Raw genomic sequence first — 24,955 nt, 5'->3', positions numbered from 1 at the left:
CTAAAGCTCAAAGCTAATTACTCAAAGCTGAGCGCTACTATTTACGCATCATATTGGCCATGTTAGGCATTTTCATTTTGCCATCTTGCACATTGTTCATCATTCTCATCATTTTACGCATTCCATCAAACTGTTTGATTAAATTATTAATCTCAGTGACAGACGTACCCGAACCAGCAGCAATACGCTTCTTACGAGACATATCTAAAAGCTCTGGTTTCTGACGTTCCTTCGGTGTCATTGATTGAATGATGGCTTCGATAGATTTAAACGCATCATCAGGAATATCTACGTCTTTCACTGCTTGCGACATTCCCGGAACCATACCCATCAAGTCTTTGAGGTTACCCATTTTCTTGATTTGTTGTAATTGCGAATAGAAATCTTCAAAACTAAATTGGTTCTGACGGATTTTCTTGTTGATACGCTCAGATTCTTCTTCATCAAAGGCATTTTGTGCTCTTTCAACCAAAGAAAGTACGTCACCCATACCCAAGATACGGCTAGCCATACGATCAGGATAGAATTGGTCAAGAGCATCCATTTTCTCGCCTGTAGAAATAAACTTAATTGGTTTATCTACAATATGACGAATAGAAAGCGCAGCACCACCACGAGCATCACCATCTAATTTAGTCAATACAACACCATCAAAATTCAGGCGTTCGTTGAATGTTTTAGCAGTATTTACAGCATCTTGCCCAGTCATCGAATCCACGACAAAAAGGATTTCTGCAGGCTTGATAGCATCTTTAACCGCTGCAATTTCATTCATCATTGCCTCATCTACTGCCAAACGACCAGCAGTATCGACAATGATTACTCTTTTACCCATTTTACGTCCATAAGAAATGGCATTTTGTGCAATCTCAACGGCGTTTTTATTCTCAGGTTCAGCATATACATCTACGCCTACTTGCTCCCCTAATACTTTCAATTGGTCGATAGCCGCAGGACGATAAATATCACACGCAACTAACAACACATTTCTACCACTCTTTTTAAGGTATTGAGCTAATTTACCCGAGAAAGTAGTCTTCCCAGAACCTTGTAAACCTGCAATTAAAATAACGGCTGGGTCTGGCTTTAAATTAATCGCCTGTACCGACGAACCCATCAATTTAACGAGCTCTTCGTGAACAATTTTCACCAACATCTGTCCAGGGTCAACCGCAATAAGGATTTTTTGTCCCATTGCTTCTTCCTTGATACGGTCAGTGATTTCTTTAGCTACTTTATAGTTAACGTCGGCATCCATCAAAGCCTTGCGGATTTCCTTGACAGTACTTGCTACATTGACATCCGTGATACGTCCCTTACCTTTCAGGGTACGCATTGCGGTGGTTATTTTACTGCTTAAATTCTCAAACATTTTTATCTATTGCTTCTAATTTTTCTTGTATAATTTTTAATATTTCACATTGAAAGATATACGTTCGATTTAAGGAAAGACTTTATATATATCTTTACGGTGTACTATTCTCGCTAACTCTATCACTCCATTTTCATAAAAAAATCCAATCCTATATTTGCCTAACTTAATTCTATAAACATTCTTAAACCCAACTAATTTTTTAATATTTTGTAGCTCATTAATATTTTTGGCAGACTCTATTTCTAAAATTAATTCCTCTACAGAACTTAACACAGATATATCTAAAATTTTGTCAAGGTCTTTACTAAATTTTGATAAAAATTCTATCTTCATTTTTTCCGAAGCTTCATCATAATACTCTCTCTTGAAGTTTTCTCTGAACGATTAACTTCCTCCATCATTTTCATCAAACCTAAATCTTCTTTCGTTTCCTCAGAAATTAATTGAGTTTCAACCTGCATTTTTTTTAATAAATCAGAAAGTAATTTCATCTCAGATTTATTCTTGGGGGTTATTAGCATTGAAGTCATTTTCCTACAATTTTGAGTTACAGTACAAAGGTACAAAATTCTTAATAAACGTTTGTCGATGAGTTTGATATAATAAAATTATCAATAGTTTCAATGCATAAAAACTAATCGTTCTCTAAACCAAATGCCACAAGAATTATAAATCCTTGTGGCATTAAAATCTATTAACTAATTAAGTCTATTTTCTAATCACCGCTCCGATTTCTTTTTCAAAAGCTGTCATTAGTTTCTCCATGGTTTTATCAATTACTTTATCTGTCAATGTCTGTTCGTAATCTTGAAGGATAAAACTTACTGAGTATGATTTTTTATCTGCCCCTAAATTTTCGCCTTGATACACATCAAAAACATTAATCTGACGCAACAAGTTTTTCTCATAATTACGAGCTAACTTCTGTATTTGGTCGAAAGTAACCGTTTTATCAATCACTAATGAAAGGTCACGACGAACTTCTGGGAATTTTGGTAATTCTACAAAAGCAGCTTTGTCATTGTATTGTTTGAATAAATAATCCCAATCAAAATCAGCAAAGAAAACATGTTGTTTTACCTCAGCTTTTTTAGCTACGCTTGGTTTTACTAATCCTACTTTGGCTACTTCTTTTTTATTCAATAGATAGCTTATCCCATATTCAAAAGTAGCAGTTCCTTCTAATGGTTTTGTATCTAAATTTTTGAACCCTAAACTACCTAATACTTTATTTACAGCACTTGCCAAAGTATGAAAAGCTACTTTTTGCGATTTCAATTGCCATGTTTCATTTTCAGTATTTCCAGTCACATACAATGCTAAATGGCGTTTTTCAACGTATTTGTCATTGATTTTGTGATAGGTTTTACCAAAATCAAACACTTTTAAATCTTTCTGACGGCGATTGATATTATGGGCTAATACTTCTAATCCAGAAAATACCATCGTCTGACGCATCACGCCTAAATCTTCTGATAATTTATTCAAGATTTCAACATCATCATTTGGCAAATCAGCCTTAATCAACGCTGAATAAGCTGGCTTGGTTAAAGAGTTAGTAATGATTTCGTTGAAACCATTTGCAGCCAAAATTTGTGAGATTTTTAACTGTAATTGTTCTCTATCTTTATGAGGGAAGCCCGATAAAAATTCAGTACCCAAATTTTCTGACAACTCTACATTTTCAAAACCGTAGATTCTTAACACCTCCTCAATAATATCAGCTTCGCGCGTAACATCTACTCGATAAGGAGGAACTATTGCGGTGAAACCATTTTCATCTTCATTTTGAATCTGAATATCTAAAGCCTCAAGAATAGCTTTTACTAAACCTTTATCTAACGTTTTCCCAATCAAACGATTTACGTTTTTGTATAAAACTGGAATTGTAAAATCTGCAATTGGACTTGGATAAAAATCACTTACTCCCGAAGCAACTACGCCACCAGCTAATTCTTGAATCAACAAAGTAGCATATTTTAATGCATATAATTTAGCATTTGGGTCTGTACCACGTTCAAAACGGAACGAAGCATCTGTTTTCAAGGCATGACGCTGTGCAGTTTTTCTCACAGAAGCTGGGTTGAAATAGGCTACCTCTAAATACACACGCGTAGTTTCGGGCTTAATACCCGACTTTGTACCACCGAAAACCCCTGCAATACCCATTGGTTCATCACCATTACATACCATTAAATCAGTTTCGCCTAAAGTGCGTTCTACTTCATCAAGCGTAGTAAACTTTGTACCTGCTGGCATGGTCTTTACCACTACTTTTTGTCCAGCTATGGCGTGCCAGTCGTAAGCGTGCATGGGCTGACCTAATCCATGACAGATATAATTGGTAATATCTACAATATTATTAATCGAACGCAAGCCTATTGTTTCCAATGATTTACGCAACCATTCTGGTGATTCCTGCACTTTTACGCCATCAATCGTAACACCACAAAAACGTGGACAAGCCTCTGGGTCTTCTACGATTAATTCTATCGGGAAATTAGTATTGTCAACTTTGAAAGCTTCTATAGAAGGCAATGTAATAGCACGACCCGTTTTAGCTTTAATATCACGTGCTACTCCCCAATGCGAGGCAGCGTCTGCACGATTGGGTGTCAGACCGATTTCAATTAATAAATCAGCTTCTAAATTAAAGTATTGAGTAGCAGGCGTACCGTTTGGTAAATCAGTATCCAATATCAAAATACCATCATGCGAAGTACCAATTCCTAGTTCATCTTCTGCACAAATCATCCCTTCTGAAAGATGACCGTAAGTTTTTTTACTAGTGATTTTAAAAATCTCTACTCCTTTGGCATGGTCATAAAGTGTAGTACCAACTGTTGCTACAATTACTTTTTGTCCAGCATCTACATTGGCTGCCCCACAAACAATTTGCGAAGGTGTTTCAGCACCAATATCAACAGTGGTTAAACTTAGTTGCTTTTCTTTTACCATAAATCGTTCGCAAGTAAGTACTTCACCTACTACAAAACCTTCTAAACCGCCCAAAATTGCTTCGTGACGCTCGATGGATTCTACTTCTAAGCCCGTTCCAGTTAAGAGACTATCTAATTCTTGAGCCGACTCTGTTATTTCTACAAATTGTTTAAGCCAATTAAGGGAGATTTTCATTCTAAATGCAATGTAAGATTTCGTGATTGAGAATTGTTTTCTTTTAAAAATTTCTCGTAAATGCAAAGTTAAACAAAAAATAGAAGACATAAATAAACCCCACAAGATTGCTTGCATCTTGTGGGGTAAAGATTTTGTTAAAGTGTAGGCGATAAGTGCTTTTTATCACGTATCAAAAGTTATACTTTTGTGATAATACACAAAACATTTATTTAAACTCAACACTTTTAACATGAAAACACTCAATTACTTATTCATTTTAATTTTTGTTCTTATTTACGCCTTTCAAAGTAACGCACAAGAAAAATCACCTGACTACATCATTACGTTAGACAATGATACTTTAAGAGGAGACATATCTGAAATCAACAACAATTCAATTAATTTTAAAAGAGATGGTGAACAGATAAATAAAAAAATCAATGCCAACCAAATCAAAAGTTATTATTCTTTTCAAACTAAAGTGAGTGTAAGAAACATAAATATTGAAGGAGTTGAAGCACCTTATTTTCTTAAAGAAGTATTAATTGGATATGTTAGTCTTTACAAACTTGTTAAACCCAACAATTTATATCAGTTTTATTTAGAGCTCCCTGATAAAAGCATTGTTGCATTACCACAAAATAACACTTCTTGGGCAATACTTCGTACTAATTTGTTAGAATGCTCTAGCCAAATTTTTGAAAATCAGATGATTCAGAAAAACTATGCTTACTCTGAACCTTTCTTCAAGAGAGTTATCAAAACTTACAATCAATGTGTAAAGCCTAATGAACGAATTCATGAAACAACCAATGCTCAAAACGTTAATTATGGGATAATACTTGGGACAGGAATTGGAAATTGGAATTATACTTTTGATACGGGTACTAATCCTTTTTATAATTTCAATGGAAATGTGGGCAATCAAATTATATTTTCCTTAGGAGCATTCTATTCTTTCGGTTTAAGTAAAAAACTTTCTGCAGAAATCAATGTGATGTATAGTAAATACTATGGTACAAGGACTGTACCTATAATTAGTTTTGGTACTCCTTTAGATTCTTATTTATTCTCAATCGATGAGCAATATTTTAATATTCCTATCTTATTAAGGTATACTTTTTTATCAAAAAATGGCTTTAAATTATTTGGGAAAGCTGGTCCTTCCATTGGTTATGATTTAGTTTTGAAAGAAACACAGAAGCGTGAGAGTGTTGGAATAGACCTTGAAATTAATCACTTTAATACAACATTTATAGGTTATGGAATAGGTATTGGAATAGAAAAAAAGGTGAATCCAAAAATGTCTCTCAATCTTGATCTAAGATACTTAAGCCATAATGTTCAGGATAAAGTTAGTAATATAGGAATTAATAACACCTTTCAAATTACAGTTGGCTTAGGATTTCATAAATAAAAAGATAGTCCTGTATTCCAAAGACGAATACAGGACTATCTTTTTAAAGCTTCAATACTACTTGTGTTCTATCTGCTTTGCTTATTTTTTTGTAGTATTCAACAAATTCAGGGTAGCTCTCAGGAGGGAACTTTCCATGATTTCTGACGAATTTCCTAATATACAATAGGCTTCCATCTTTTATTTGAAATTCTGATTGGTAAGACCCAAATTTGTTTTCAAACTTTACCCCTTCTGGTTTAAACTCTAGGGCTACATTTTTAGGTAATTCATATAATACTGAATCAGTTTCTGTATAGGCCGTTTTTAATACTATTTCTGTTTGGCGTGGCTTATCTAAGGCAGGCGGAATAATATTTGTAACCGACATTAAGTTTGGGGTTAAAAACAACCTTGTCCCACTTTTAGAAGCACATTTTCTAACATTCAATGCTAGCTTTACTGTTGCCACAGGTATCATGCTTTTTTTGTCTTGTATAGAAAAGTCATTCAATTCAAAACTTGGTATACTTATGCTTTTATAAAGGTGTTTTTGTTGTTCATCGCGACTAGATAGATTTTTAATCTCCACATAATCATCTGATAACAGCCCTGTATATTCGGTAATTGCCTGAGCAGTAGCGTTGCCATCTTCCCCTAAAACTACTTTAATATTCCTATTTTGTTGGTTATCTTTTGTTTTATAAACAGGTGTGTGTACCAATTTCCCTCCCTCTGGAGTTGCCAGTAAAGCGTATCTATCACTAGTAAAATCAGATAAATAGCCAAAGGCATTATCTTGGGAAGTACACTCCAACCAAATAGTATCTGTTTTCATGGGTACACAAACTATTACATGATTGAATTGTTGCGAAGGAAAGTCTGTCTGAATATCTCTTTCATTACTACCTCCTCTAATAGAAGCATAAAATGATTCTATTCCTACATTTTTCAATAATGCCTTTGTGTAGTTAGAGAGTGCCTTACAATCGCCATAACCTTTTTCAGCTACATAACTAGCTTCAAAGGGTTGCCAACCACCAATACCCAATTGAATAGAAATATACCTAGTTTTCGACTGTAAATATTCATATATTTTTTTAACCTTTAACTTAGGGTCTGTAATATTGGCTACCAATTGTTTTACTTCCTGTTGAATATTTTCTGGTAAAATATCTCTTCCTTCGTTCAAAGTGTTATCAAACAAACCGATGTCTTTCCAAGTTTTCAGACTTCCCTTAAAGCCCTCTACCTCAAATTCATTGGGAGCTGTTAATACTCCTTTTCCATAGCGTGTCCATTTAGGCGAATATGTTTCATTTTCATACACTTTCATCCCCTTTACTTGCCAAGTATAAGTAGTACCTTCTGGCTTGTTTTCCAAAGTAGGTTCAGCCATCCCATTAATGCTTTTATAACGCAATGGCATACCTGTTGGCATTTGTATTTTCAACGAAGATTGTTCAACTGTTACATTTTCCTCATCTTCTTGTGGGAACCACATTGGATAAAAGAGTAAATTTTTGTTAAGTGTCTCAGTAATAAACTCTACTGTAAAAGGGAAAAGAGCATATCGAAATTCAGCGTGTTTATAACGATTATCGCCAAAAAGTGTTCCGTTGCCGTTCGCACTTCCGTCTTGAATATCATCTTTCTTGAGTTTCTTTACTTTCTCTCCATTACTATCATACAATACCCCTTCAAAATTGTTTACTTTTTGAAGTTTATTATAAAATAAATTCATAGAGGCATACTGCAATCCTTGTTCATCAAGGATTGTAATAATTGTATGCTGTTTTTCAATCGCTTCACCTAAGTTTTTTACGATAAAAACTGTTTCACTATTTCTGATAACAGCATGAGCTTTTTCCTTTAATTCAGCAGGAATACTAGCTACTGTCCAAGTATTTTGAGCAAATGAATTACTCAGCGTAGCCATGAATAGTAACGAACTTATTATGAATGATTTCATCATTTTATTGAGCTTTCTTTAAAACAATTTGTTCGGCGTGTTTGGCAATAATTTGGTCATAGAATCTCTTCAACAATTCATATTCTTCGGCAAAATACATCGTCTTCTTTAATTGTATTTTACTAGAAATAGAAACTCTATCCTCGGCTTTGCCCACTAAAAATGTAAATCTTCCAGAGTCTTCTGGCAAATTCACTTTCATGCTTTTAGGAACTTCCTCAATGACATACCCTTTAGGAATCTGATAAGTAGCAACAAAACTATCTTCAATCAAAGTTGCAAAATCGACTGGGTATTTCCTTTCAAGCGTAGTAAAAGGGTTTTTATCTTCTCCTTGTCCAATCATTGGACTAATGTAAATTCTTTCCCCAGCTACCCCTACACCTTCAGTAATATTCAGGTCTAATTTTATTTGTAGGGGTCTGGTAATATCTTTTTCATCTTCAATATCAACAGTCTTTATCTCCCATGCTGAATGTTTTTTCTTTAAATTTTCTATGTACTTTGCTTTAGTATCTTTTACAACACTTACCCTTTCATCATGTGCTAAATATCCCATGTGGTTTATGCTTAATTGTCCCTGTAATTGTCCCTCAGGGGTAATCTCCAAATTGGCTATCACAGTTTTGGCTAGTTTATCATTACTTTCCAACTTCACCCAGTCCCCCGAATCACCATGAATTAAACGCCCTTGTCCATTCAAACAACGTATTGGTAAAATACCCAAAGGCATCATTGGCTCAGTAGCATCTATCAGTAGCCATTTTCCTTGATAAGCAATCGCAGCAATCACATAATTGAATTTTCGTTCTAATACATAATGGTCCAAGACTCTCCCATTAGTTCTAGTACTCATCACAACAGGGTCAGCTTCTATATCTAATTCTCTTAATAAAACAATCAGCATCAAATTCATATCAGCGACATTACCTGTTTTCGTTTCAAAGGCTTTTTTCAAGTTACTGGTAGCCAAAAAGCTTTCGTTTTGGTTCCATGTCATATTTTTTGAAACGTAGTCGTATGCTGCTTGTATTTTTGATAAGCTATCCTTAGCAGTCAACTTTATAGTAGCTGCAACATCCTTCAAAAATCCTCCTTTATTTAATAATCTGCCGAAGCGTTCATATTCATTTAAAGTTTTAGAAAAGTCATTCCATGTTGATGAAAAATTCTTGTGAATTCCACCTCTTGGCGTATATGCAGAAATCTCAAACTCTACTTGTGTTCGGTAGTCATCAATCGTCGTGATATAAGGTTCTTCTCTTAATGCGGGCACATCTTTTTGAACAAATCTGTAATATGTGGCGTTGATTGTTCCTACGCCAGCACCAAGATTTATTGATTCTTGCGTATTGCTTGCAACAAGGAAGGGCTGATATCCTTGCGTTATTACTTGAAATTGATAAAATTCAGGCACTTTTACTTGGTATTCACTCCAAACTGTAGGAATACTTCTTTGAAATTCCCAAGGACGCACTTCAGTATCAAAATCAGATTCAATCATATAAGAAAACTCTATTATAGACCCTTCTTTTACATTTGGTAACGTAATTTTTTTAACACTGTAATATTCACTTTTCTTTTCTGAAAAGATAGATTCTTTCTCTAACTTGGTAACCTCGATTTTGCCATTAACAAGATTGTAGGTAGCCCCTTTGATATTAAGAGCGTATTCTTTGGCAGTACTATTTTTAGAAATACTTAATCCAAATGAATGGGTCGCCCAATCGTATCCTGACTTCTTGAGGATTTTGACTCTTCTGTGTCTTGTAAATAACACTTTCAACCCTCCTTCTCCTCGGTAGGTATAATCATGGGTTCCAAAATCACAAAGTACTACAGCCTCTGCTGCCGTATCTTTATCGTAGGTTTTAATTTGTAAATCTGCAATATCTACTTTACCATATTTGATGGGACTGTTTTGTGCGTAACTAGCAAAAGTCAACAATAGCAATAAAAAAAATAGTGGTTTTCTGAGAACTTTTAAGGGTTGGTTAATCATCTGGATATATTTGTTTGTAGTAGTTTAAATAGTGGTAAGAATAATCCTTTACTTTTTCTTCAAAATAATCTTTTCTGCATGTTTAAAAACAATTCTATTGTAAAACTCTCTTAATGCTCCATATTCTTCACTAGAATATATGGGCTTTTTCAAGGTTATTTTACTATCTATTTTAAAGCCTTCTTCCAATACAGTCGTTCTAAAGTCAAAGCGTCCTCCATTATTAGGCAAAGCGATACTCTCTGATTTCGGTAATTCTTCTATTGCATAATCTGTTGGAAGCTTATACGATGCACTAAATATTTCCTCTTGAGGCACACCAAACTCTACTGGGTAATTTCTAATAGGTGTTTTAAAAGGGTTGGTATCTTCGCCCATTCCAAGCATGGGTGACAGGTAGATGCGGTCGCCTGCTATTGAATAGGCTTCGTTTAAGGTAGTTGTTAGTTTTAGCACAGGCATCGTTTCGGCTGAGTCAACACCAGTTAATATTATTTTACCAAAATCATAATTAGGCTTATTTTTTTTATAATCGGCTAAATAAGCATCTTTTCCTTTAGTAAGCACCGCCGATTTGAAATAGATAGCATCATGCCCTAAGTACGATATATCAACATTTCCTTTGAGTTGCTGGTCAGGCAGCATATCCATCGTCATTAAAACTACTTTTCTGCTAGTTTGTGGTGCAGGAATTGGTATCCAACGACTATTTTTCTTGACAATTAATCTTCCTTTTTCATTCAAACAACGTAAGGGTAATTGCCCAACTTTGGTAAGTTTACTAGTAGCATCTAATAACAAATCTTTCCCGTTTAGTACGACATGAGCGATAGTAAAATCAAATCTATCTAGTAACACTAAATCTGTAGGGAAGCCATTTTCACGTGTACTTAAAATAACGGGATTAGCCTCAAAACCACACTCTCTGAGCAACCGTACCAACATCAAATTAACCTCTGCGGAGTTACCTATTTTTTTCTCTGCTACTTTATTAAGGTTAGTACCTGAGGTGAACACCCTGTTGTCACCATCCCACTGCATCGAATTTTGGATATATTGATAAGCCGCTGTTAATAACGACAATGAATCCTTGGTTTGGCTTTTTAATACTTCAGCTATCTTCTGGGCTTCATCATATTTCTTGATTTGCTTTCCGAAATAGTCACTCGTTAAAAGTGTTTCATTAAGGGTTTCCCAAGTCTGAGAATAATCTATTTTTCCCTGACTAGGGAAAAAAGTAGAGGCTAATTCAAATTCTAGCTTAGACCGATAATTTTCGATAGTCGTGATAAAAGGTTCAGGTTTGAGGGCTGGCGCATCAGCCAATGCAAATCTATAGTCAAGATAAGGGTCACGAATGCTCCCACGCATAAAATTGCGAACATCTTGTTTTGTTTCCTTTATTTGTAGGGGGAGGAGGCTCATCAAGGTTATTTTGAAATCAAAATAAGCAGGAATCTCAGCCCTTAATTCACTCCAGATAGTAGGAATGTTTGTCTGAAAATTCCACGGCCGTAGGCTATACCACAAGCCAGATTCTAATTCATAACTGAATTCTAGGACAGAGCCTTCACGAACTTGTGGGAACGTAAATTTTTTATAAAAAGTATTACCACTTCCTTTTTCTTCAAAAAAATCCTCCTGACCCATTGTATAGCTCACTAATGAACCATTTTCAAGGTTCCAAGTGATAGCTTTTAGGTTACTTACTGATTCAGATTTGTTTACATCAGAAAATAAATAAAAAGGGATTTTTTGGCTTGCAAAACTAAAGCCAGCCTTTTTTAGGATTTTAATTCGGATATGTCTTTTGTAATGTACTTTGGGCAAATCATCCCCAAAATAATAGGAATATTCGCCATAGTCGCAAAGTACTACGGCTTCAGCAGATGTATCTTTTTCGTAAGTCTTCATCTGAAGATCTTTCAAATCGATACTCCCAAAGGTTATTGGAATAGTTGGTCTTTGGGCATTAATACAAAAACTTAATAGGGCACAAGCGATAAATAGAATACACTTGTGAGGTGTAAAAATAGGTGACATGTAAGAGTTAAATTTGTTCGTGGCTTAATAAATTATAGCATAGTTACTCATAATATTAAAACTCTCAAAAAATATTATGAAACTTTTTTTTAATTAAAATACCAACAATTTTATCACTTGAGCGAAAGCAATTAAAAAGAAAGTCCAGCCCATAATCTTATCAAACATATTCTGCGATAAATATTGAAAAATCGCTCCCTTCTTCTTGATGGCAATCAAAGCACATAAATAATTTAATATAAAAGCACCTGCACTTGCTCCCAACACAAAAGCAATTTTATCAAACAAAAACTCAACTTTTAAGTATTCATAGTTTTGATAATTAATCAAAATAACTAACCAGAAAGCCATTATCGGAGGATTGAGAAACGACAATAAAAAACCTTTAATAAAGTCCCCCCAATAAGAAGTTACTTCAATATCTACATTTATTTCTTCAGACTTAGAAAGCTCTTCCTGCATTTGCTTTGGTTTCAAATACTTCCATCCTATTAATAGCAAAACAGGTAATATAGCCCATTGCATAATTTCAAAAACCTGTGGGTATTTATCAAATACTTTTAAGCCTTCTACGGCTAAATATCCATAAATTATTTCAGGAAGTACGCCTCCAATAGTCATCCATAGACCCGCTATTAGGCTTTTTCTAAGGGTAACTTGAATCACCGACATATTCAATGGGCCAGGGTGAAAAGAACCTAAAAAACTAATGATAGTAGTGACGGAGAAAATAATAAGTGCTTTCATGAGACGGTAATACGTTTAGATTATATAAAATGTTATTAAACAAAACTACTATATTTCTTTACTTTGGGTTTGTCGGCTGTATTACCAAAACATTATTTCCCGTAAATTGCATTTAATCTCGACAACACCGAGCTTAATATTAGCATCCATTTTATTCCTGTTTGAATAACAAGAAGGCATCAATCAAGCAAATGCAATCCTCAGAAAATAATCAAACATCATCCTATACAGAAGAAATCACCCTTTTTGCCGATGTAATTGTTCCCGTAGCAGTACCTAATACTTTTACATATCGTGTACCGCGTGAATATGCTGCCAGTATCACTACTGGACTTAGAGTAATTGTGCAATTTGGCAAAACCAAAGTAGTAACTGCTGTTATTGCGCGCATCCATAATAAACCTCCAGAAAAATATCATGCCAAGTATATTTTAGAAGTATTAGACGACGCCCCTTTGGTAAATACTAAACAAATAGAACTATTTTATTGGGTAGCCGACTATTATATGTGTACTGTAGGGGAAGTAATGAACATCGCTTTGCCATCAGGTTTAAAGATTTCTAGCTTGTCGAAAGTGCAGTTTAATCCTGAATTTGACAAGCCTGAATTATTAACTGAACGAGAAGTAGAAATCATTGAGGAACTCAAGAAACATCAATCCTTAAATTATGATGAACTAGCCCGTTTTGCTGAAGTCAAAAATGTTTATCATATCATCAAGTCTTTGATTCAGAAAAAAGCAATTATTGTTTTTGAAGAAGTACGTGAAAAATATTCCCCTAAAATTCTAAAAAAAATCAGGCTCAATACCTTTTATGAAGATACTAACTACCTAACCGCCCTAATTGGGGAATTGGAAAAAACACCAAAGCAATTGGATGTCATCCTGAATTATTTAAAATATGTCCCCGTATTACGCACACCAACATTAAATAAAAAAGGATTAGAAAAAAGTGCCTTGACTAAAGCCAAAGTTTCGGAAAGTTCATTGAATACCCTCTTGAAAAATGGTATCCTTGAACAATTTGAAGTAATCGTTAGTCGCTTTGAAGAAGACCTTGATTTCGTTGAAACCTCCGCTCCTACTTTATCACCAGCACAAGACAGAGCTTTCTCTGAAATCATGCAAAGCTTTCAGGAAAAAGATACCACACTTTTGCATGGTATCACGGGTAGCGGTAAAACAGAAGTTTATATCAAACTGATAGAACAGGTATTAGAAAGTGGATCACAGGTATTGTATTTATTACCCGAAATTGCTTTGACTACCCAAATTGTGGTGCGACTCAGAAAAGTATTTGGCGATAAAATGGGCATTTATCATTCTCGTTTTTCGGATAATGAACGTGTTGAGGTTTGGAAAGGTGTAGTATCTGGGAAGTTCCAATTTATAGTGGGTGTACGTTCTGCGGTGTTTCTGCCTTTTGATAATTTAGGACTTATCATCGTAGATGAAGAGCATGAGACTTCTTATAAACAATTTGACCCTGCTCCTCGCTATCATGCCAGAGATGTGGCGGTAGTAATAGCTCACCGACAAAAAGCCAAAGTGTTGTTGGGTTCTGCTACCCCCTCTATCGAAAGTTTTTATAATGCTAAAATAGCGCGATATGGTTTTGTGGAAATGAAAGAGCGTTTTGGAAATACTCAGTTGCCCGATATTGAACTGATTGACATCAAAACTGCCCGTAAACAGAAGCTGACGAAAGGCGATTTTTCTAACATGATGTTGGATACGATGGGATTAAATTTTGAAAAGAAACAACAAACCATATTATTCCAGAATCGTCGTGGATATTCGCCTTATATTCAGTGCGAAGATTGTGATACCATTGTGGCGTGTCCTAATTGTGATGTTAGCTTGACATATCATTACAGTAACCAAGAATTACGTTGCCATTATTGTGGACACCACGAACCAATGTCGAAGACTTGTCAAGCTTGTGGTTCTGCTAAATTGAAAACCAGAGGTTATGGTACGGAAAAGCTAGAGGAGGAATTACAACTATTTTTTCCAACTGCTAAAATTGCCCGCATGGATTTGGATACGACCCGTACAAAAACGGCATTCCAGACGCTAATTAATGAAGTAGAAAGTGGAGAGGTCGATATATTGGTAGGTACACAAATGGTATCTAAAGGACTTGATTTTGAAAAGGTTAGTCTTGTTTGTGTTTTTGATGCCGACCGAATGATTCATTTTCCCGACTTCCGTTCATCTGAAAGAGCCTTCCAAATGCTAACACAAGTAGCAGGGCGAGCAGGACGAAGAGGAACACAAGGCAAAGTATTGATTCAGACGAATAATCCAACACAAAAGATACTCAAACAAATCATCGAAAATGATTATGAAGGCTTATATCAAGATGAAATCAAAGAGCGGGAAGATTTTCAATATCCACCGTTTACGCGCATCATCAAGATTACGTTAAAACATATTGACCAACCAAATGCTGAAAAAGCGGCGAAGGCATTAGCGTTACAGCTAATCGAAAAACTAGGGACACAAAGAGTATTAGGTCCCGAAAAGCCATTAGTTGAAAGAGTACGCAATCAATATTTATTTGAGATTTTGATAAAATTAGAAAAGGCTATCAACTTAAAAGGAGCCAAAACATTTATTGCAGAGCAGGTGCAAAATATCGAATTTTCTAAGGATTTTAAGGGAGTGGGGATTGTGGTGGATGTAGATTGTGGGTAGGGTAATACACTTCAGATACAATCCTTTTCCGTGGTCTTTGGCAGACAGAACACGGAAAAAAAGTGAAATATAAAACGATAAAAATTTATACATTAAATACAGCCTCTTTGTAATATTTTCCTTTATATTCCAACGGAGACATACCTGTAATTTTTCTAAAGACTTCGCGAAATGCTTTTACATCTGAGTAGCCAACTTCATACATTACCTCATTAATCGTTTTACGATTGGTTTCAAATGATTTTTTTGCAGTTTCAATTTTCACTCTTTGCGAATATTCAATAGGAGTATTTCCCGTTGCTTTAATAAACCTTCGGTCAAAATTTCTTCTACTAATATTATACTTGGTAGATAAATCTTCAATAGTGATTTTTTCGGCGATATTCTTTTCAATGTATTCCTGTGCTTGAAGAACCACTTCGTCATCATGTTTTTTTTGCCCTGTGAAAATGGCAAATTCAGACTGTGCATTCCTATCCATTTCTATCTGAAACACTTTTGAACAATAAATAGCCGTTTGCCTGTCGTAGTATTTTTCAATCAGGTATAGCATTAAATTAAGAAATGAATACGCTCCGCCATTGGTATAAATGCCGTTCTCATCGGTAATTAATTTATCAATTTGCAAATTAACTTTTGGAAACATCATTCTAAAGTTTTCAGTAACCGACCAATGTGTAGAACAACTTCTCCCATTAAGCATTCCAGATGCTGCAAGCATAAACGCCCCTGTGCAAATAGTGGCAATTTCCGCTCCGTTTTTATATTGTTTTTCCAGCCATGGTATTAACAACTCGTTGTCTTTCAACGTAAGTTTATAATTATGATTTAAGGAAGGGATAACGATAAGATTTGTTTTTTCAATAGCCGAAATATTCAAATGTGGTTTTACTGTAAATAATCCCCCATTGAAATCTACTTTTTCAGAAATTCCAGCTAGTTGAATGATAAACAATTCTTTCTTGAAGTTTTCTTTCCAATAGTTATTTGCCTTATTAAATATTTCATACGCACCTGAAATACTGCTAAGGTTATTTTCGCCATTAGGAACGATAATAGTGAGATGCTTCATTGTTTTTTAGTAAAAATAGTAATTTATTCTGTCCAAATCAACCCATTATAAAGTCTATTTAACACCTCCTTAAAGTAAAGTTTAGACAATATATTTGTATTATAATACAAAAGAAAGAAACATGAAAGCATCTAATTTTACAACAACTATCTTAGTTGATAATACAGCGGAAGAAGTTTATAAAGCCATTAACAATATTCGTGGGTGGTGGAGTGAAGAAATTGAAGGTACTACAGACAAACTTTACAGTGAATGGAACTATCATTATCAAGATGTTCATCGTTGCAAGATGCTAACGATAGAACTTATTCCCAACAAAAAAGTAATTTGGCAGGTACTAGACAACTATTTTAGTTTCACCCAAAACAAAGACGAATGGAAAGGCAATACAATGGTTTTTGAAATAACCGAAAAAGATGGTAAAACACAGCTACAATTCACACAAGTAGGCTTAATGCCTGATTATGAGTGTTATGATATTTGTGAAAATGCTTGGAACACCTATATCCAAAAAAGTTTGTATAGCCTTATTACAACAGGTACTGGACAGCCCAACAGCAAAGAAAACCCACAAACTGAAGACGAAAAGAAAATGGCGACATCCAACTATACCACTACCTTTTTTGTAAGCCAAACTCCAGAGGAAGTATTTAGTGCCATCAATAATGTTCGTGGGTGGTGGCAAGGAGAAATTGAAGGCAACACTAATCAACTGGCTGATGAGTTTGATTATCGAATGAAGGAGCATCATTTTTCAAAACAGAAAATAGTAGAATTTATTCCGAACGAAAAAATTGTTTGGCTTGTAACCGATAGTAAATTAAATTCTTTTACCGACAAATCTGAATGGACAGGCACAAAGATAATTATTGAGATTAGTAAAATAAACAACAAAACACAAGTACGTTTTACCCACGTCGGTTTAGTGCCAACAATAGCGTGTTATGATGCGTGTTCGGGTGCTTGGGAGCAACTAATTCAAGCAAGTTTATTCAGCTTGATTACTACAGGAAAAGGGACAAAGGTTTTTGGATAATAAAGGCTATCTTGTTTAGAAAAGCAATTTTCGTTGATACAGAGATAAAAGCCTACTCAAACAACACAAATTTAACTATTATGAAAATTTAACATCTTTAATTTTAACTTTCAATCTTTTAGCTTTGCTTGTAAAATTACAACAAATAAGAGTAATACATTTTGCTAAAATATAACACATTAGTTACTCAAGTTTAAGTGCGACTTCTTCTGATTTTAATGTCAATAACGCTTTGCTCAACACTTAAATCAATGAGAAGACAGTTTTTTCAAAAATAGGTGTAGCTACTATATAAAATATTATTGTAATACTGTCGATTTTAAGTTCACTTATTTTACCGTATTCTAGCTTCTTAATAATTACCATTTGCCTTACTTGTAGTAGTAGCCGACATAGAAGGGCTATCGGTCATGTTTGTTGTCAGCGTGAACGACTTCGCTCCTGTTTTGGTAAGCGTTCCATTAATGCTGGCAGATAATGCTCCTGCTTCTTTTACGGCTAATACATAAATATCTCCACAAGAGATGCTACCACTCCAACCATTAGTAATAGTAAAATTGCCAGAACTACTGGCTGGCATATTATAAATAATATAAGAATTAACCTTATTCGTGGATACAATCATTACATCTGTTGAACCAGAACAAGATGAGGAAGGCGTTGTATAGCAACTTCCTGAATATGTAGTGCTACCAAAAGTAAATTCACCATAAGCAGGTCTTCGTCTTTCTTACAGCAAACAACAATTATGCAGACTACTGCCATTCCAAAGAGAGATTTCAGTAATGAAGTTTTCATAATTTCAGTCCTAAAAACCTTATTTTACAGAGCATAAGAAAACCACAAGAGCATCTTTTTTTAAACATAATAGTAATACAAACAACTGAAACAACTTACTTATTTATATAGTCAGTCAATCTACTTGTGGGGGTGATTACGTGACACAATTTACTGTAAATACCAATTATTTTAAAAATTTAAAGTAGAAAAGTGATACTTTGCTTAAAACAACTTACCTTGTTTAATAATTTTTATACTGAAATAATCCATCTTTTCTGGTTGCAAAGTTGTTGGATATGCAACCTCTCCACCAATGAAATAATCCGTTGCATAACTAAAATCAAACATTATTTCGCTTAAGATATTTACTTGAAAATTATAACTTAAAACGGGTTTTGCATCTTTTGCAAAGAAAGAAGGTTTTTCATAAAATACAGCAGGGCGAAGATAGGTTTCTTTTCCGTCGGATACCCAATGAAACATAAATCCACCCCCATATTTTATAATATCATACTTTAAAGTGCCTTTCCTAACATCATCAGTAGCAGAGTTACCCCCACGAGCCGCATCTTCATCATAAGAATAATTACCTTCTTTTTTGAAATAGCCACCTTCAGCAAAAACTTTAAATCTTGAGTGAGCTTTATGGCTCAAATATAATGATGCTGTTGACCCATATTCAACATAACCACCACTTGTCCCTGGGCTAAATGCACTAAACCCAACATTCAGCCCAGGATTAAGCACAAAAGATACTGCTTTGTTATTAAAAAAGCCAGCTTTAAAACCCATATGAAAAGTTGGAAGTGTAAACGATTCTATATACGATTTATTTACATGATATTGGCTTGCATTATTACTATAAATTGGCAAATTCTCATAGCCTAAGCCAGCTTGAAATTTCATTGCATACCATTTATAACTATAGCTATCATTTAGCATAGCCATCATACCGCCCATACCTGTAGCCAAACCAGCATATTCTAAATTCTCTTGTCTATCTTTTTCTTTCTGTTTTTCAACCCTTACCTGGCGTTCAGCTGTTTTTTTCCCTTCAAAGGCTTGATTGTATTTGTTTTGAGCAAAAGTACTTTCATTAGAGTTTTGAGCATAGTTTTTTGCAAGACTGTAATAACTCATTGCATTATCATATTGTTTACTGCTCAAAGCATTATCACCATTTTGGATAGCGCCATCAAATTGTGCTCTTTTTGTTTCCTGTGCTTTTCTTATTCGTTGTTGTTCTACTTCTTGGGCTTTTATTTTTTCTTGTGCTTGTTGTGCTTGTTTAGATACCATACCTATTGCATTTTCTAATCTGGTAATATCATTGTTTAAGCGGGCATAATCATTAATTGAATAATTAGAGGGGGTACCTGCACATAGCTCTTCATATACTGGGTTGGTAGTTCCATTCTTTTTTACTAGATTAAACATTTCCTGACAGAGGTTATTTTTTTTACTGATGAGCTCCATCATGTTGGCTTGAGAAGTAGCTTGGTTTGTTTTTTGATTATCATTTGTAGAATTATTTTGATCATTGCTCTTATTAGCATTTTGACCAGTACTATTTGAGTTCTTCCAGTTACTACCAAATAATTTCTCCTTTATCTGTCTTCCTTCACAATCAAAATAGTTATTATCTGAACAATCATATCCTTCAAAACATAGTCCCCAAATATCAACTTTATATTCATCAGAACTGCTACTTTTAAGTAACAAAGCAAGTCTTCCCCAGTCAACTGACCAAGTTTTTCCTGGTTCTATATAATACGTTGGCTGACCACCTCCAGACTTCTCATCGCCAACTGAAAGTTTGTAGGTGAATTTAACCGCTGTTTTATAATTGTTTTTTATTTTGACGCCCCACCCATAAGCTTTATTATCCTTTAAGTAACCATAATTTTTTACGGTAATTTCCAATTGTTTAAAACATTGATGCGAATATGTCATTTCGCCTTTTTCTTGTCCTAATGTTGTGTCAGCAAATACTGCACTTAAAAAAAAAGTTATTAGTAAAACTTTAATTTTCATCTTAGTAATTTTAATTTATAGTGATTATATAATATATGAAGACTTCCAGAAACCACTTGATACTTGCTTAACTAAATCTGAATCACCTCTAGCTTACCACATGGTAGAATAGAGGTATAAAGACTCAGAAGAATTATTTATAGGTGAATCAGTTTTATAAAAACTAATGCAAATTATCTTGCTATTGATGAAAAAAAAATAGCTAGTACTAGCTATTTTTTTTTCATCAATAGCAAGATAATACAGTTGAAATCGGAGAAAATAGATGCTTTCGCAGCATTAAACTGTGTAATTGATAATTTATACCCAACCTTCATGTAATGCTTTGCACACTAGTTCTACAGGCGTTGTAACTTTAGCTTTTTTCAATATGTTTTTACGATGAGCATTTACCGTATGTGGACTTATAAAAAGCGTATTAGCTATTTCTTTACTGCTTTTAGTCTCTACAATCATCTTTAAAATTACCCGCTCTCTTTGTGTAAACAAGTCTTCTGATAAGGTGAGGGTATTGGTCTCGGTAATATTATAATATGATGGTTCTCCGTCAAGTCCAATAATTGAAAAAGAAGGTGTTCCGTCTTTTTTTATGTGTGATATATCTGTGTCTACATCCAAAGTACGGTAGTAGTTTGTTTCGTCAAAATCTATTTGCAATGCTTGATGTAGTATTCGTACATAACGGTTGTCCTTTGTACGCATCCTCAAATCGTACTGCATTTTATATTTTGATATCTTCTCAAACGGCAAATCTTTGAAAAACTCAGCAATCCGTTGTTCAAATTGCATAAAGTAGGGTTTATCCTCAGGATGTATTATTTCCAAGAATTTATGAATATCCATTTCTTCGGGCAGATAGCCTAATAGATTGGTAACTCCATGACTTACAAAGTCAAAATCTGCCTGAAAAATATTGAATACATAGTAGTAATAAGTACCAGGCTGAAAGAGATTAAGAAGTTGCTTGTGTATCTCCAATTGTAATTTTAATTCTAAGGGATAACCAGGGCCTTCTTTTACTACCGTACTCCATATTTGTTTAGCTTTGACATAAAGTTGTGAATGCTGGTTTGACATACTATTAAATTTGCTGTGGTCTAATTGCTAAGTTAGGGGTAAGTTAGGTATGCATATTGAATACTCCAATTAGAAAGAGGAGCAATCGACTTTATATTGTTATTTTTTATCGTAAAATAACAATATAAAGCAATTACTAAATTAACCTTTTCATTAAACAAAGCAATGCTTTCAATCAAATATTTTTTGATTGAAAAATCTTTCTTCCTAAAGAATATCATCCATCATATTACAAAACCCAAAACATAAACAGAATTTCCTAGACGACCTTATAGCCATCGGAATCTATTCATGCACAATACCCTCTTTGTAATATTTCCTTTTATATGTCAACGAAGACCTACTTATTAGAAGGTGATACAGAAGGCGAAGTAAACTTTTTGATTTCTATTTTCCTTTGTCTCACCTTTATTACGAAATCAGTTGTTCCAATACTCCCGTTTTCAATTTTTATATCCTTACTATTATCAGGCACTTCAAATTCAGAAGAAAACCCTGACGTATCAATACTAATTTTATATTCTCCAACAGGAATATAAAACGTATAACGACCATCAGGAGCAGTTCTGGTACTCAAAGTTTTACCATTTTTATCAGTTGCCAGTATGGTAACACCCAACAAATCTATGGCTGTTTCGTAACTAAATTGACCGCGGATATAACTAAGTTGCCCTTTTAGCGTACCTGTTATGTGCAATGGTATTGCTATACTTGTTTTTTTCTGAAAAAGAATCTGTTGTTCGGGGCATACCATCCTTGTTGAAAAGGTGAAGATATCGTCACCGTTTCATTAGGTAGGTTTTTATAGACAATATCTATTATCTCATGATAAGATACGCCCAGTCGCTATTTTAGTATTAACGAAAGAAGAATAGCCTTTATTTACTACAAAAATTACTTTGGAAGCATAATTTAGTAACATTTATTTTTAGCCAATATCTGAGGTCCGAAAGCAAAAAACCAAAACTGTCTGACTACCGACATCTACCATTTCCACAATATGCGTAAGTTTGTGATATGAATAAAATACAATTACCTCTCTGGCTCATTAAACTTACGAATTTTGAATATTGGACATGGTGGATGTTTTATATTCCCCTACTCCCCTATTGGCTTTATCAAGCTATTCGTACTCGCTCACTTACTTTTTTTACCAATGCTGATCCTTGTATTGACTATGGGGGTTTCTTTGGAGAAAGTAAAATTGAGATTCTTAAACAAATTCCTGCGGAATTTCTGCCAACTTATTTCTTTGTATCGAAAGGGACTTCATTAAACAGTATTCAACAACAATTAATAGCAAATCAGCTTGATCTCCCCATCATTTGCAAGCCAAATGTAGGAGAAAGAGGGTCGCAGGTAGAAAAAATTGCTGATGTTACATCTCTGGAAAAATACCTACAATCTGTTCAAGAAGATTTCATTATTCAAGAGTTTATTCCTTTTGATATCGAATTGGGGGTGCTTTATTATCGCTATCCAAATCAGTCAACAGGACAAGTTAGCTCTATTACCCGTAAAGAGTTTTTATCTGTAATAGGTGATGGAGAATCAAGCATTGAAGAATTGATGCGAGCAAATACACGTGCCAGATTTCAATTAGAAAATATGTATATACGTTTGGGTGAAAAAATAAAAGAAGTAATTCCAGCAGGACAAAAGCGTTTATTAGAACCAATTGGAAATCATTGTAGGGGTACTAAATTCTTAGATAACAACTTCTTGATTAATGAAAAAATTAACCACGTTTTTGATAAAATCGCCTTACCTATTGATGGTTTTCATTACGGCCGTTTTGATATGAAAGTAAAATCCATTGAAGACTTATACGAAGGTAAAAATATCAAAATTATGGAGTTAAATGGGGTCAGCTCAGAACCTGGACATATTTATGACCCCAGTAATACAGTTTGGAATGCCTACCGTGATTTAGCCAAACACTGGAAAATTATCGCAGATATTTCTATTCAACAGCAAGCTAATGGAATTATGCCTGTTCCAACTAAAATTATTTGGCGTGTGGCTCGTGACCATTTTGCTTAGAGTAATTTATTCACCAAATAATATTTTGATGCTCTACCTGTCTTTAATCCTTAAAGGATACTGCTTGGTTCTTCAAAAGCTATTTTAAGCTTTATCTTCAATAATCCACTAAGCCCAATTAAACAGATATTTTGTTTTACCTTTGTGGTATGGAAACCAATCAGACAACACAACAAATTCTTCAAAATTTAGGGATTACAGCTTTGAATCCGATGCAAGAAGCGGCTCAAAAAGCTATCATTGAAGACAGTAATGTACTTTTAATTTCACCTACAGGTTCTGGAAAAACCATTGGTTTTTTAATGCCTATATTGCAATTATTAAAGCCTGATGTTCCTTCTGTACAGTGTTTAATTCTTACTCCGTCACGTGAATTAGCGTTACAAATCGAACAGGTTTGGAAGAAAATGTCAACGGGCTATAAAGTAAATGTCTGCTATGGCGGACATGATGTTGGTACTGAAATTAAAAATTTAAGTAATCCGCCAGCGGTATTAATCGGTACTCCTGGGCGAATTGCCGACCATATAACACGTAGGTCTTTTAATCTGGATAGTATCAAAACTTTGGTATTAGATGAATTTGATAAATCGCTAGACCTTGGCTTTCATGAGCAAATGTCTTTTATCATTGGTGGTTTACGAAAACTCAATAAAAGAGTATTGGTATCGGCTACTAAAGGCATTAAAATTCCTGAATTTACAGGCGTTTCTTCTCCTACTTTATTGAATTTTATTCCAGAAGATAAAGTAGCCGAGGGCTTGGTAATGAAAGTGGTTATTTCAGAACAAAAAGATAAAATTGATGCATTGTTCAATCTGCTTTGCTCAATTAATTCTGAATCTGCCTTGATTTTTTTAAATCATAGAGATGCCGCTGAACGCACTTGCGAGCTACTCCAAGATATGGGTATTTATGCCATTTTTTATCATGGCGGAATGGACCAAGACGACCGTGAACGTGCTTTGATTCAATTTAGAAATGGCAGTGTTCGTTATTTAGTTACGACCGACTTAGCGGCTAGAGGCTTGGATATTCCTGAGATGAAACACGTAATTCATTATCACCTGCCTTTACAGGCTCATGAGTTTATTCATAGAAACGGAAGAACGGCTCGTATGAATGCGGAAGGCACGGCCTATTTAATTTTCTCTAGCAACGAACATCGTCCGAGTTATGTAGATGATTCTTTAGAGGAATTAGAATTGCCAGATAATAATCCTTTACCCCAAGCACCTGAGTTCCTGACAATTTATATTAGTGGAGGCAAGAAGAACAAACTCAACAAAGTTGACATCGTTGGTTTCTTCTCTCAAAAAGGCAAATTAGAAAAAGGTGATTTAGGACTTATCGAAGTAAAAGATTTTACTTCTTTTGCTGCCGTGAAAAAAGAAAAAGTAAAAGAATTACTACAAACCATTCGTGATGAAAAGATGAAAGGTAAGAAGTATAAGATTGAAGTGGCTAGATGATATTGATGGATTTGTTGACTTTAGGACTGGAGGACTTTAAGAAAAAAATTCCTGTCTCAGTTAATTTTACAATCAAATATTTTGAAA

The 24,955-nt window shown here is 34.5% G+C and carries 18 protein-coding genes; 5 read left to right on the top strand and 13 right to left on the bottom strand.

Going from position 1 to position 24,955, the window contains the following annotated elements; genetic code table 11:
• Positions 1-37: 37 nt before the first annotated feature.
• The 4 genes from ffh to pheT all read right to left on the bottom strand — a co-directional run bounded on the left by ffh (position 38) and on the right by pheT (position 4,510).
• Positions 38-1,372, bottom strand: coding sequence for a signal recognition particle protein (gene ffh, locus AC07N0_RS09525; protein ID WP_492802538.1), 1,335 nt, complete (start codon positions 1,370-1,372; stop codon positions 38-40).
• A 69-nt stretch (positions 1,373-1,441) separates the two neighbouring features.
• A complete protein-coding gene (locus AC07N0_RS09520; protein ID WP_492802536.1) occupies positions 1,442-1,708 on the bottom strand; it encodes a type II toxin-antitoxin system RelE family toxin in 267 nt (88 codons plus the stop codon).
• A complete protein-coding gene (locus AC07N0_RS09515; protein ID WP_492802534.1) occupies positions 1,705-1,905 on the bottom strand; it encodes a hypothetical protein in 201 nt (66 codons plus the stop codon). The genes AC07N0_RS09520 and AC07N0_RS09515 overlap by 4 nt, the downstream gene beginning before the upstream one ends.
• A gap of 178 nt (positions 1,906-2,083) precedes the next feature.
• Entirely contained in the window at positions 2,084-4,510 is a 2,427-nt protein-coding gene (gene pheT, locus AC07N0_RS09510; protein ID WP_494588993.1) for a phenylalanine--tRNA ligase subunit beta, read from the bottom strand.
• 232 nt (positions 4,511-4,742) lie between these two features.
• Between pheT and AC07N0_RS09505 the strand changes: the two genes are divergently transcribed.
• Positions 4,743-5,909, top strand: coding sequence for an outer membrane beta-barrel protein (locus AC07N0_RS09505; protein ID WP_494588992.1), 1,167 nt, complete (start codon positions 4,743-4,745; stop codon positions 5,907-5,909).
• Between the two features lie 43 nt (positions 5,910-5,952).
• Here the strand turns inward: AC07N0_RS09505 and AC07N0_RS09500 are convergent, their stop codons facing one another.
• The 4 genes from AC07N0_RS09500 to AC07N0_RS09485 form a co-directional block, all read right to left on the bottom strand.
• Positions 5,953-7,863 (bottom strand): DUF3857 domain-containing protein, encoded by a 1,911-nt coding sequence (locus tag AC07N0_RS09500; protein ID WP_494588991.1) that lies wholly within the window; start codon positions 7,861-7,863, stop codon positions 5,953-5,955.
• 1 nt (position 7,864) lies between these two features.
• On the bottom strand, positions 7,865-9,862 hold the full coding sequence (locus AC07N0_RS09495; protein ID WP_494588990.1) for a transglutaminase family protein: 1,998 nt from the start codon (positions 9,860-9,862) through the stop codon (positions 7,865-7,867).
• Between the two features lie 48 nt (positions 9,863-9,910).
• Positions 9,911-11,776 (bottom strand): DUF3858 domain-containing protein, encoded by a 1,866-nt coding sequence (locus AC07N0_RS09490; RefSeq protein ID WP_494588989.1) that lies wholly within the window; start codon positions 11,774-11,776, stop codon positions 9,911-9,913.
• A 222-nt stretch (positions 11,777-11,998) separates the two neighbouring features.
• A complete protein-coding gene (locus tag AC07N0_RS09485) occupies positions 11,999-12,652 on the bottom strand; it encodes a LysE family translocator (RefSeq protein WP_494588988.1) in 654 nt (217 codons plus the stop codon).
• A gap of 191 nt (positions 12,653-12,843) precedes the next feature.
• On the opposite strand from AC07N0_RS09485, the gene priA reads away from it, so the two are divergent.
• Positions 12,844-15,354, top strand: coding sequence for a replication restart helicase PriA (priA, locus tag AC07N0_RS09480; RefSeq protein ID WP_494588987.1), 2,511 nt, complete (start codon positions 12,844-12,846; stop codon positions 15,352-15,354).
• Positions 15,355-15,439: 85 nt separating this feature from the next.
• Here priA and AC07N0_RS09475 read toward each other — a convergent pair whose 3' ends face one another.
• Positions 15,440-16,426: a GlxA family transcriptional regulator gene (locus AC07N0_RS09475; RefSeq protein ID WP_494588986.1), complete on the bottom strand. Its 987-nt coding sequence runs from the start codon at positions 16,424-16,426 to the stop codon at positions 15,440-15,442.
• 121 nt (positions 16,427-16,547) lie between these two features.
• Between AC07N0_RS09475 and AC07N0_RS09470 the strand changes: the two genes are divergently transcribed.
• The gene (locus AC07N0_RS09470) at positions 16,548-17,462 is read left to right on the top strand and encodes an SRPBCC family protein (protein WP_494588985.1); all 915 of its coding nucleotides are present in this window, start codon (positions 16,548-16,550) and stop codon (positions 17,460-17,462) included.
• A 352-nt stretch (positions 17,463-17,814) separates the two neighbouring features.
• Here AC07N0_RS09470 and AC07N0_RS09465 read toward each other — a convergent pair whose 3' ends face one another.
• From AC07N0_RS09465 to AC07N0_RS09450, 4 genes are all read right to left on the bottom strand, one after another.
• Positions 17,815-18,087, bottom strand: coding sequence for a hypothetical protein (locus tag AC07N0_RS09465; RefSeq protein ID WP_494588984.1), 273 nt, complete (start codon positions 18,085-18,087; stop codon positions 17,815-17,817).
• 377 nt (positions 18,088-18,464) lie between these two features.
• The gene (locus AC07N0_RS09460; RefSeq protein ID WP_494588983.1) at positions 18,465-20,276 is read right to left on the bottom strand and encodes a hypothetical protein; all 1,812 of its coding nucleotides are present in this window, start codon (positions 20,274-20,276) and stop codon (positions 18,465-18,467) included.
• A gap of 300 nt (positions 20,277-20,576) precedes the next feature.
• A complete protein-coding gene (locus AC07N0_RS09455; protein WP_494588982.1) occupies positions 20,577-21,353 on the bottom strand; it encodes a LuxR C-terminal-related transcriptional regulator in 777 nt (258 codons plus the stop codon).
• 340 nt (positions 21,354-21,693) lie between these two features.
• Positions 21,694-22,107: a carboxypeptidase-like regulatory domain-containing protein gene (locus AC07N0_RS09450; protein WP_494588981.1), complete on the bottom strand. Its 414-nt coding sequence runs from the start codon at positions 22,105-22,107 to the stop codon at positions 21,694-21,696.
• A 263-nt stretch (positions 22,108-22,370) separates the two neighbouring features.
• On the opposite strand from AC07N0_RS09450, the gene AC07N0_RS09445 reads away from it, so the two are divergent.
• A complete protein-coding gene (locus AC07N0_RS09445) occupies positions 22,371-23,396 on the top strand; it encodes an ATP-grasp domain-containing protein (protein WP_494588980.1) in 1,026 nt (341 codons plus the stop codon).
• A 149-nt stretch (positions 23,397-23,545) separates the two neighbouring features.
• Entirely contained in the window at positions 23,546-24,868 is a 1,323-nt protein-coding gene (locus AC07N0_RS09440; protein WP_494588979.1) for a DEAD/DEAH box helicase, read from the top strand.
• The last annotated feature ends 87 nt before the right edge of the window (positions 24,869-24,955 follow it).

The sequence above is a fragment of the Arcicella sp. GW821-FHT09D11 genome (assembly GCF_059416265.1).
This window is presented reverse-complemented; position numbering and strand designations above follow the sequence as displayed.

Coding starts and splice junctions, on each gene's coding strand:
- ffh (WP_492802538.1), bottom strand. CDS start 1,372: ATGTTTGAGAATTTAAGCAGTAAAATAACCACCGCAATGCGTACCCTG.
- AC07N0_RS09520 (WP_492802536.1), bottom strand. CDS start 1,708: ATGAAGATAGAATTTTTATCAAAATTTAGTAAAGACCTTGACAAAATT.
- AC07N0_RS09515 (WP_492802534.1), bottom strand. CDS start 1,905: ATGACTTCAATGCTAATAACCCCCAAGAATAAATCTGAGATGAAATTA.
- pheT (WP_494588993.1), bottom strand. CDS start 4,510: ATGAAAATCTCCCTTAATTGGCTTAAACAATTTGTAGAAATAACAGAG.
- AC07N0_RS09505 (WP_494588992.1), top strand. CDS start 4,743: ATGAAAACACTCAATTACTTATTCATTTTAATTTTTGTTCTTATTTAC.
- AC07N0_RS09500 (WP_494588991.1), bottom strand. CDS start 7,863: ATGATGAAATCATTCATAATAAGTTCGTTACTATTCATGGCTACGCTG.
- AC07N0_RS09495 (WP_494588990.1), bottom strand. CDS start 9,862: ATGATTAACCAACCCTTAAAAGTTCTCAGAAAACCACTATTTTTTTTA.
- AC07N0_RS09490 (WP_494588989.1), bottom strand. CDS start 11,776: ATGAAGACTTACGAAAAAGATACATCTGCTGAAGCCGTAGTACTTTGC.
- AC07N0_RS09485 (WP_494588988.1), bottom strand. CDS start 12,652: ATGAAAGCACTTATTATTTTCTCCGTCACTACTATCATTAGTTTTTTA.
- priA (WP_494588987.1), top strand. CDS start 12,844: ATGCAATCCTCAGAAAATAATCAAACATCATCCTATACAGAAGAAATC.
- AC07N0_RS09475 (WP_494588986.1), bottom strand. CDS start 16,426: ATGAAGCATCTCACTATTATCGTTCCTAATGGCGAAAATAACCTTAGC.
- AC07N0_RS09470 (WP_494588985.1), top strand. CDS start 16,548: ATGAAAGCATCTAATTTTACAACAACTATCTTAGTTGATAATACAGCG.
- AC07N0_RS09465 (WP_494588984.1), bottom strand. CDS start 18,087: ATGATTGTATCCACGAATAAGGTTAATTCTTATATTATTTATAATATG.
- AC07N0_RS09460 (WP_494588983.1), bottom strand. CDS start 20,276: ATGAAAATTAAAGTTTTACTAATAACTTTTTTTTTAAGTGCAGTATTT.
- AC07N0_RS09455 (WP_494588982.1), bottom strand. CDS start 21,353: ATGTCAAACCAGCATTCACAACTTTATGTCAAAGCTAAACAAATATGG.
- AC07N0_RS09450 (WP_494588981.1), bottom strand. CDS start 22,107: ATGGTATGCCCCGAACAACAGATTCTTTTTCAGAAAAAAACAAGTATA.
- AC07N0_RS09445 (WP_494588980.1), top strand. CDS start 22,371: ATGAATAAAATACAATTACCTCTCTGGCTCATTAAACTTACGAATTTT.
- AC07N0_RS09440 (WP_494588979.1), top strand. CDS start 23,546: ATGGAAACCAATCAGACAACACAACAAATTCTTCAAAATTTAGGGATT.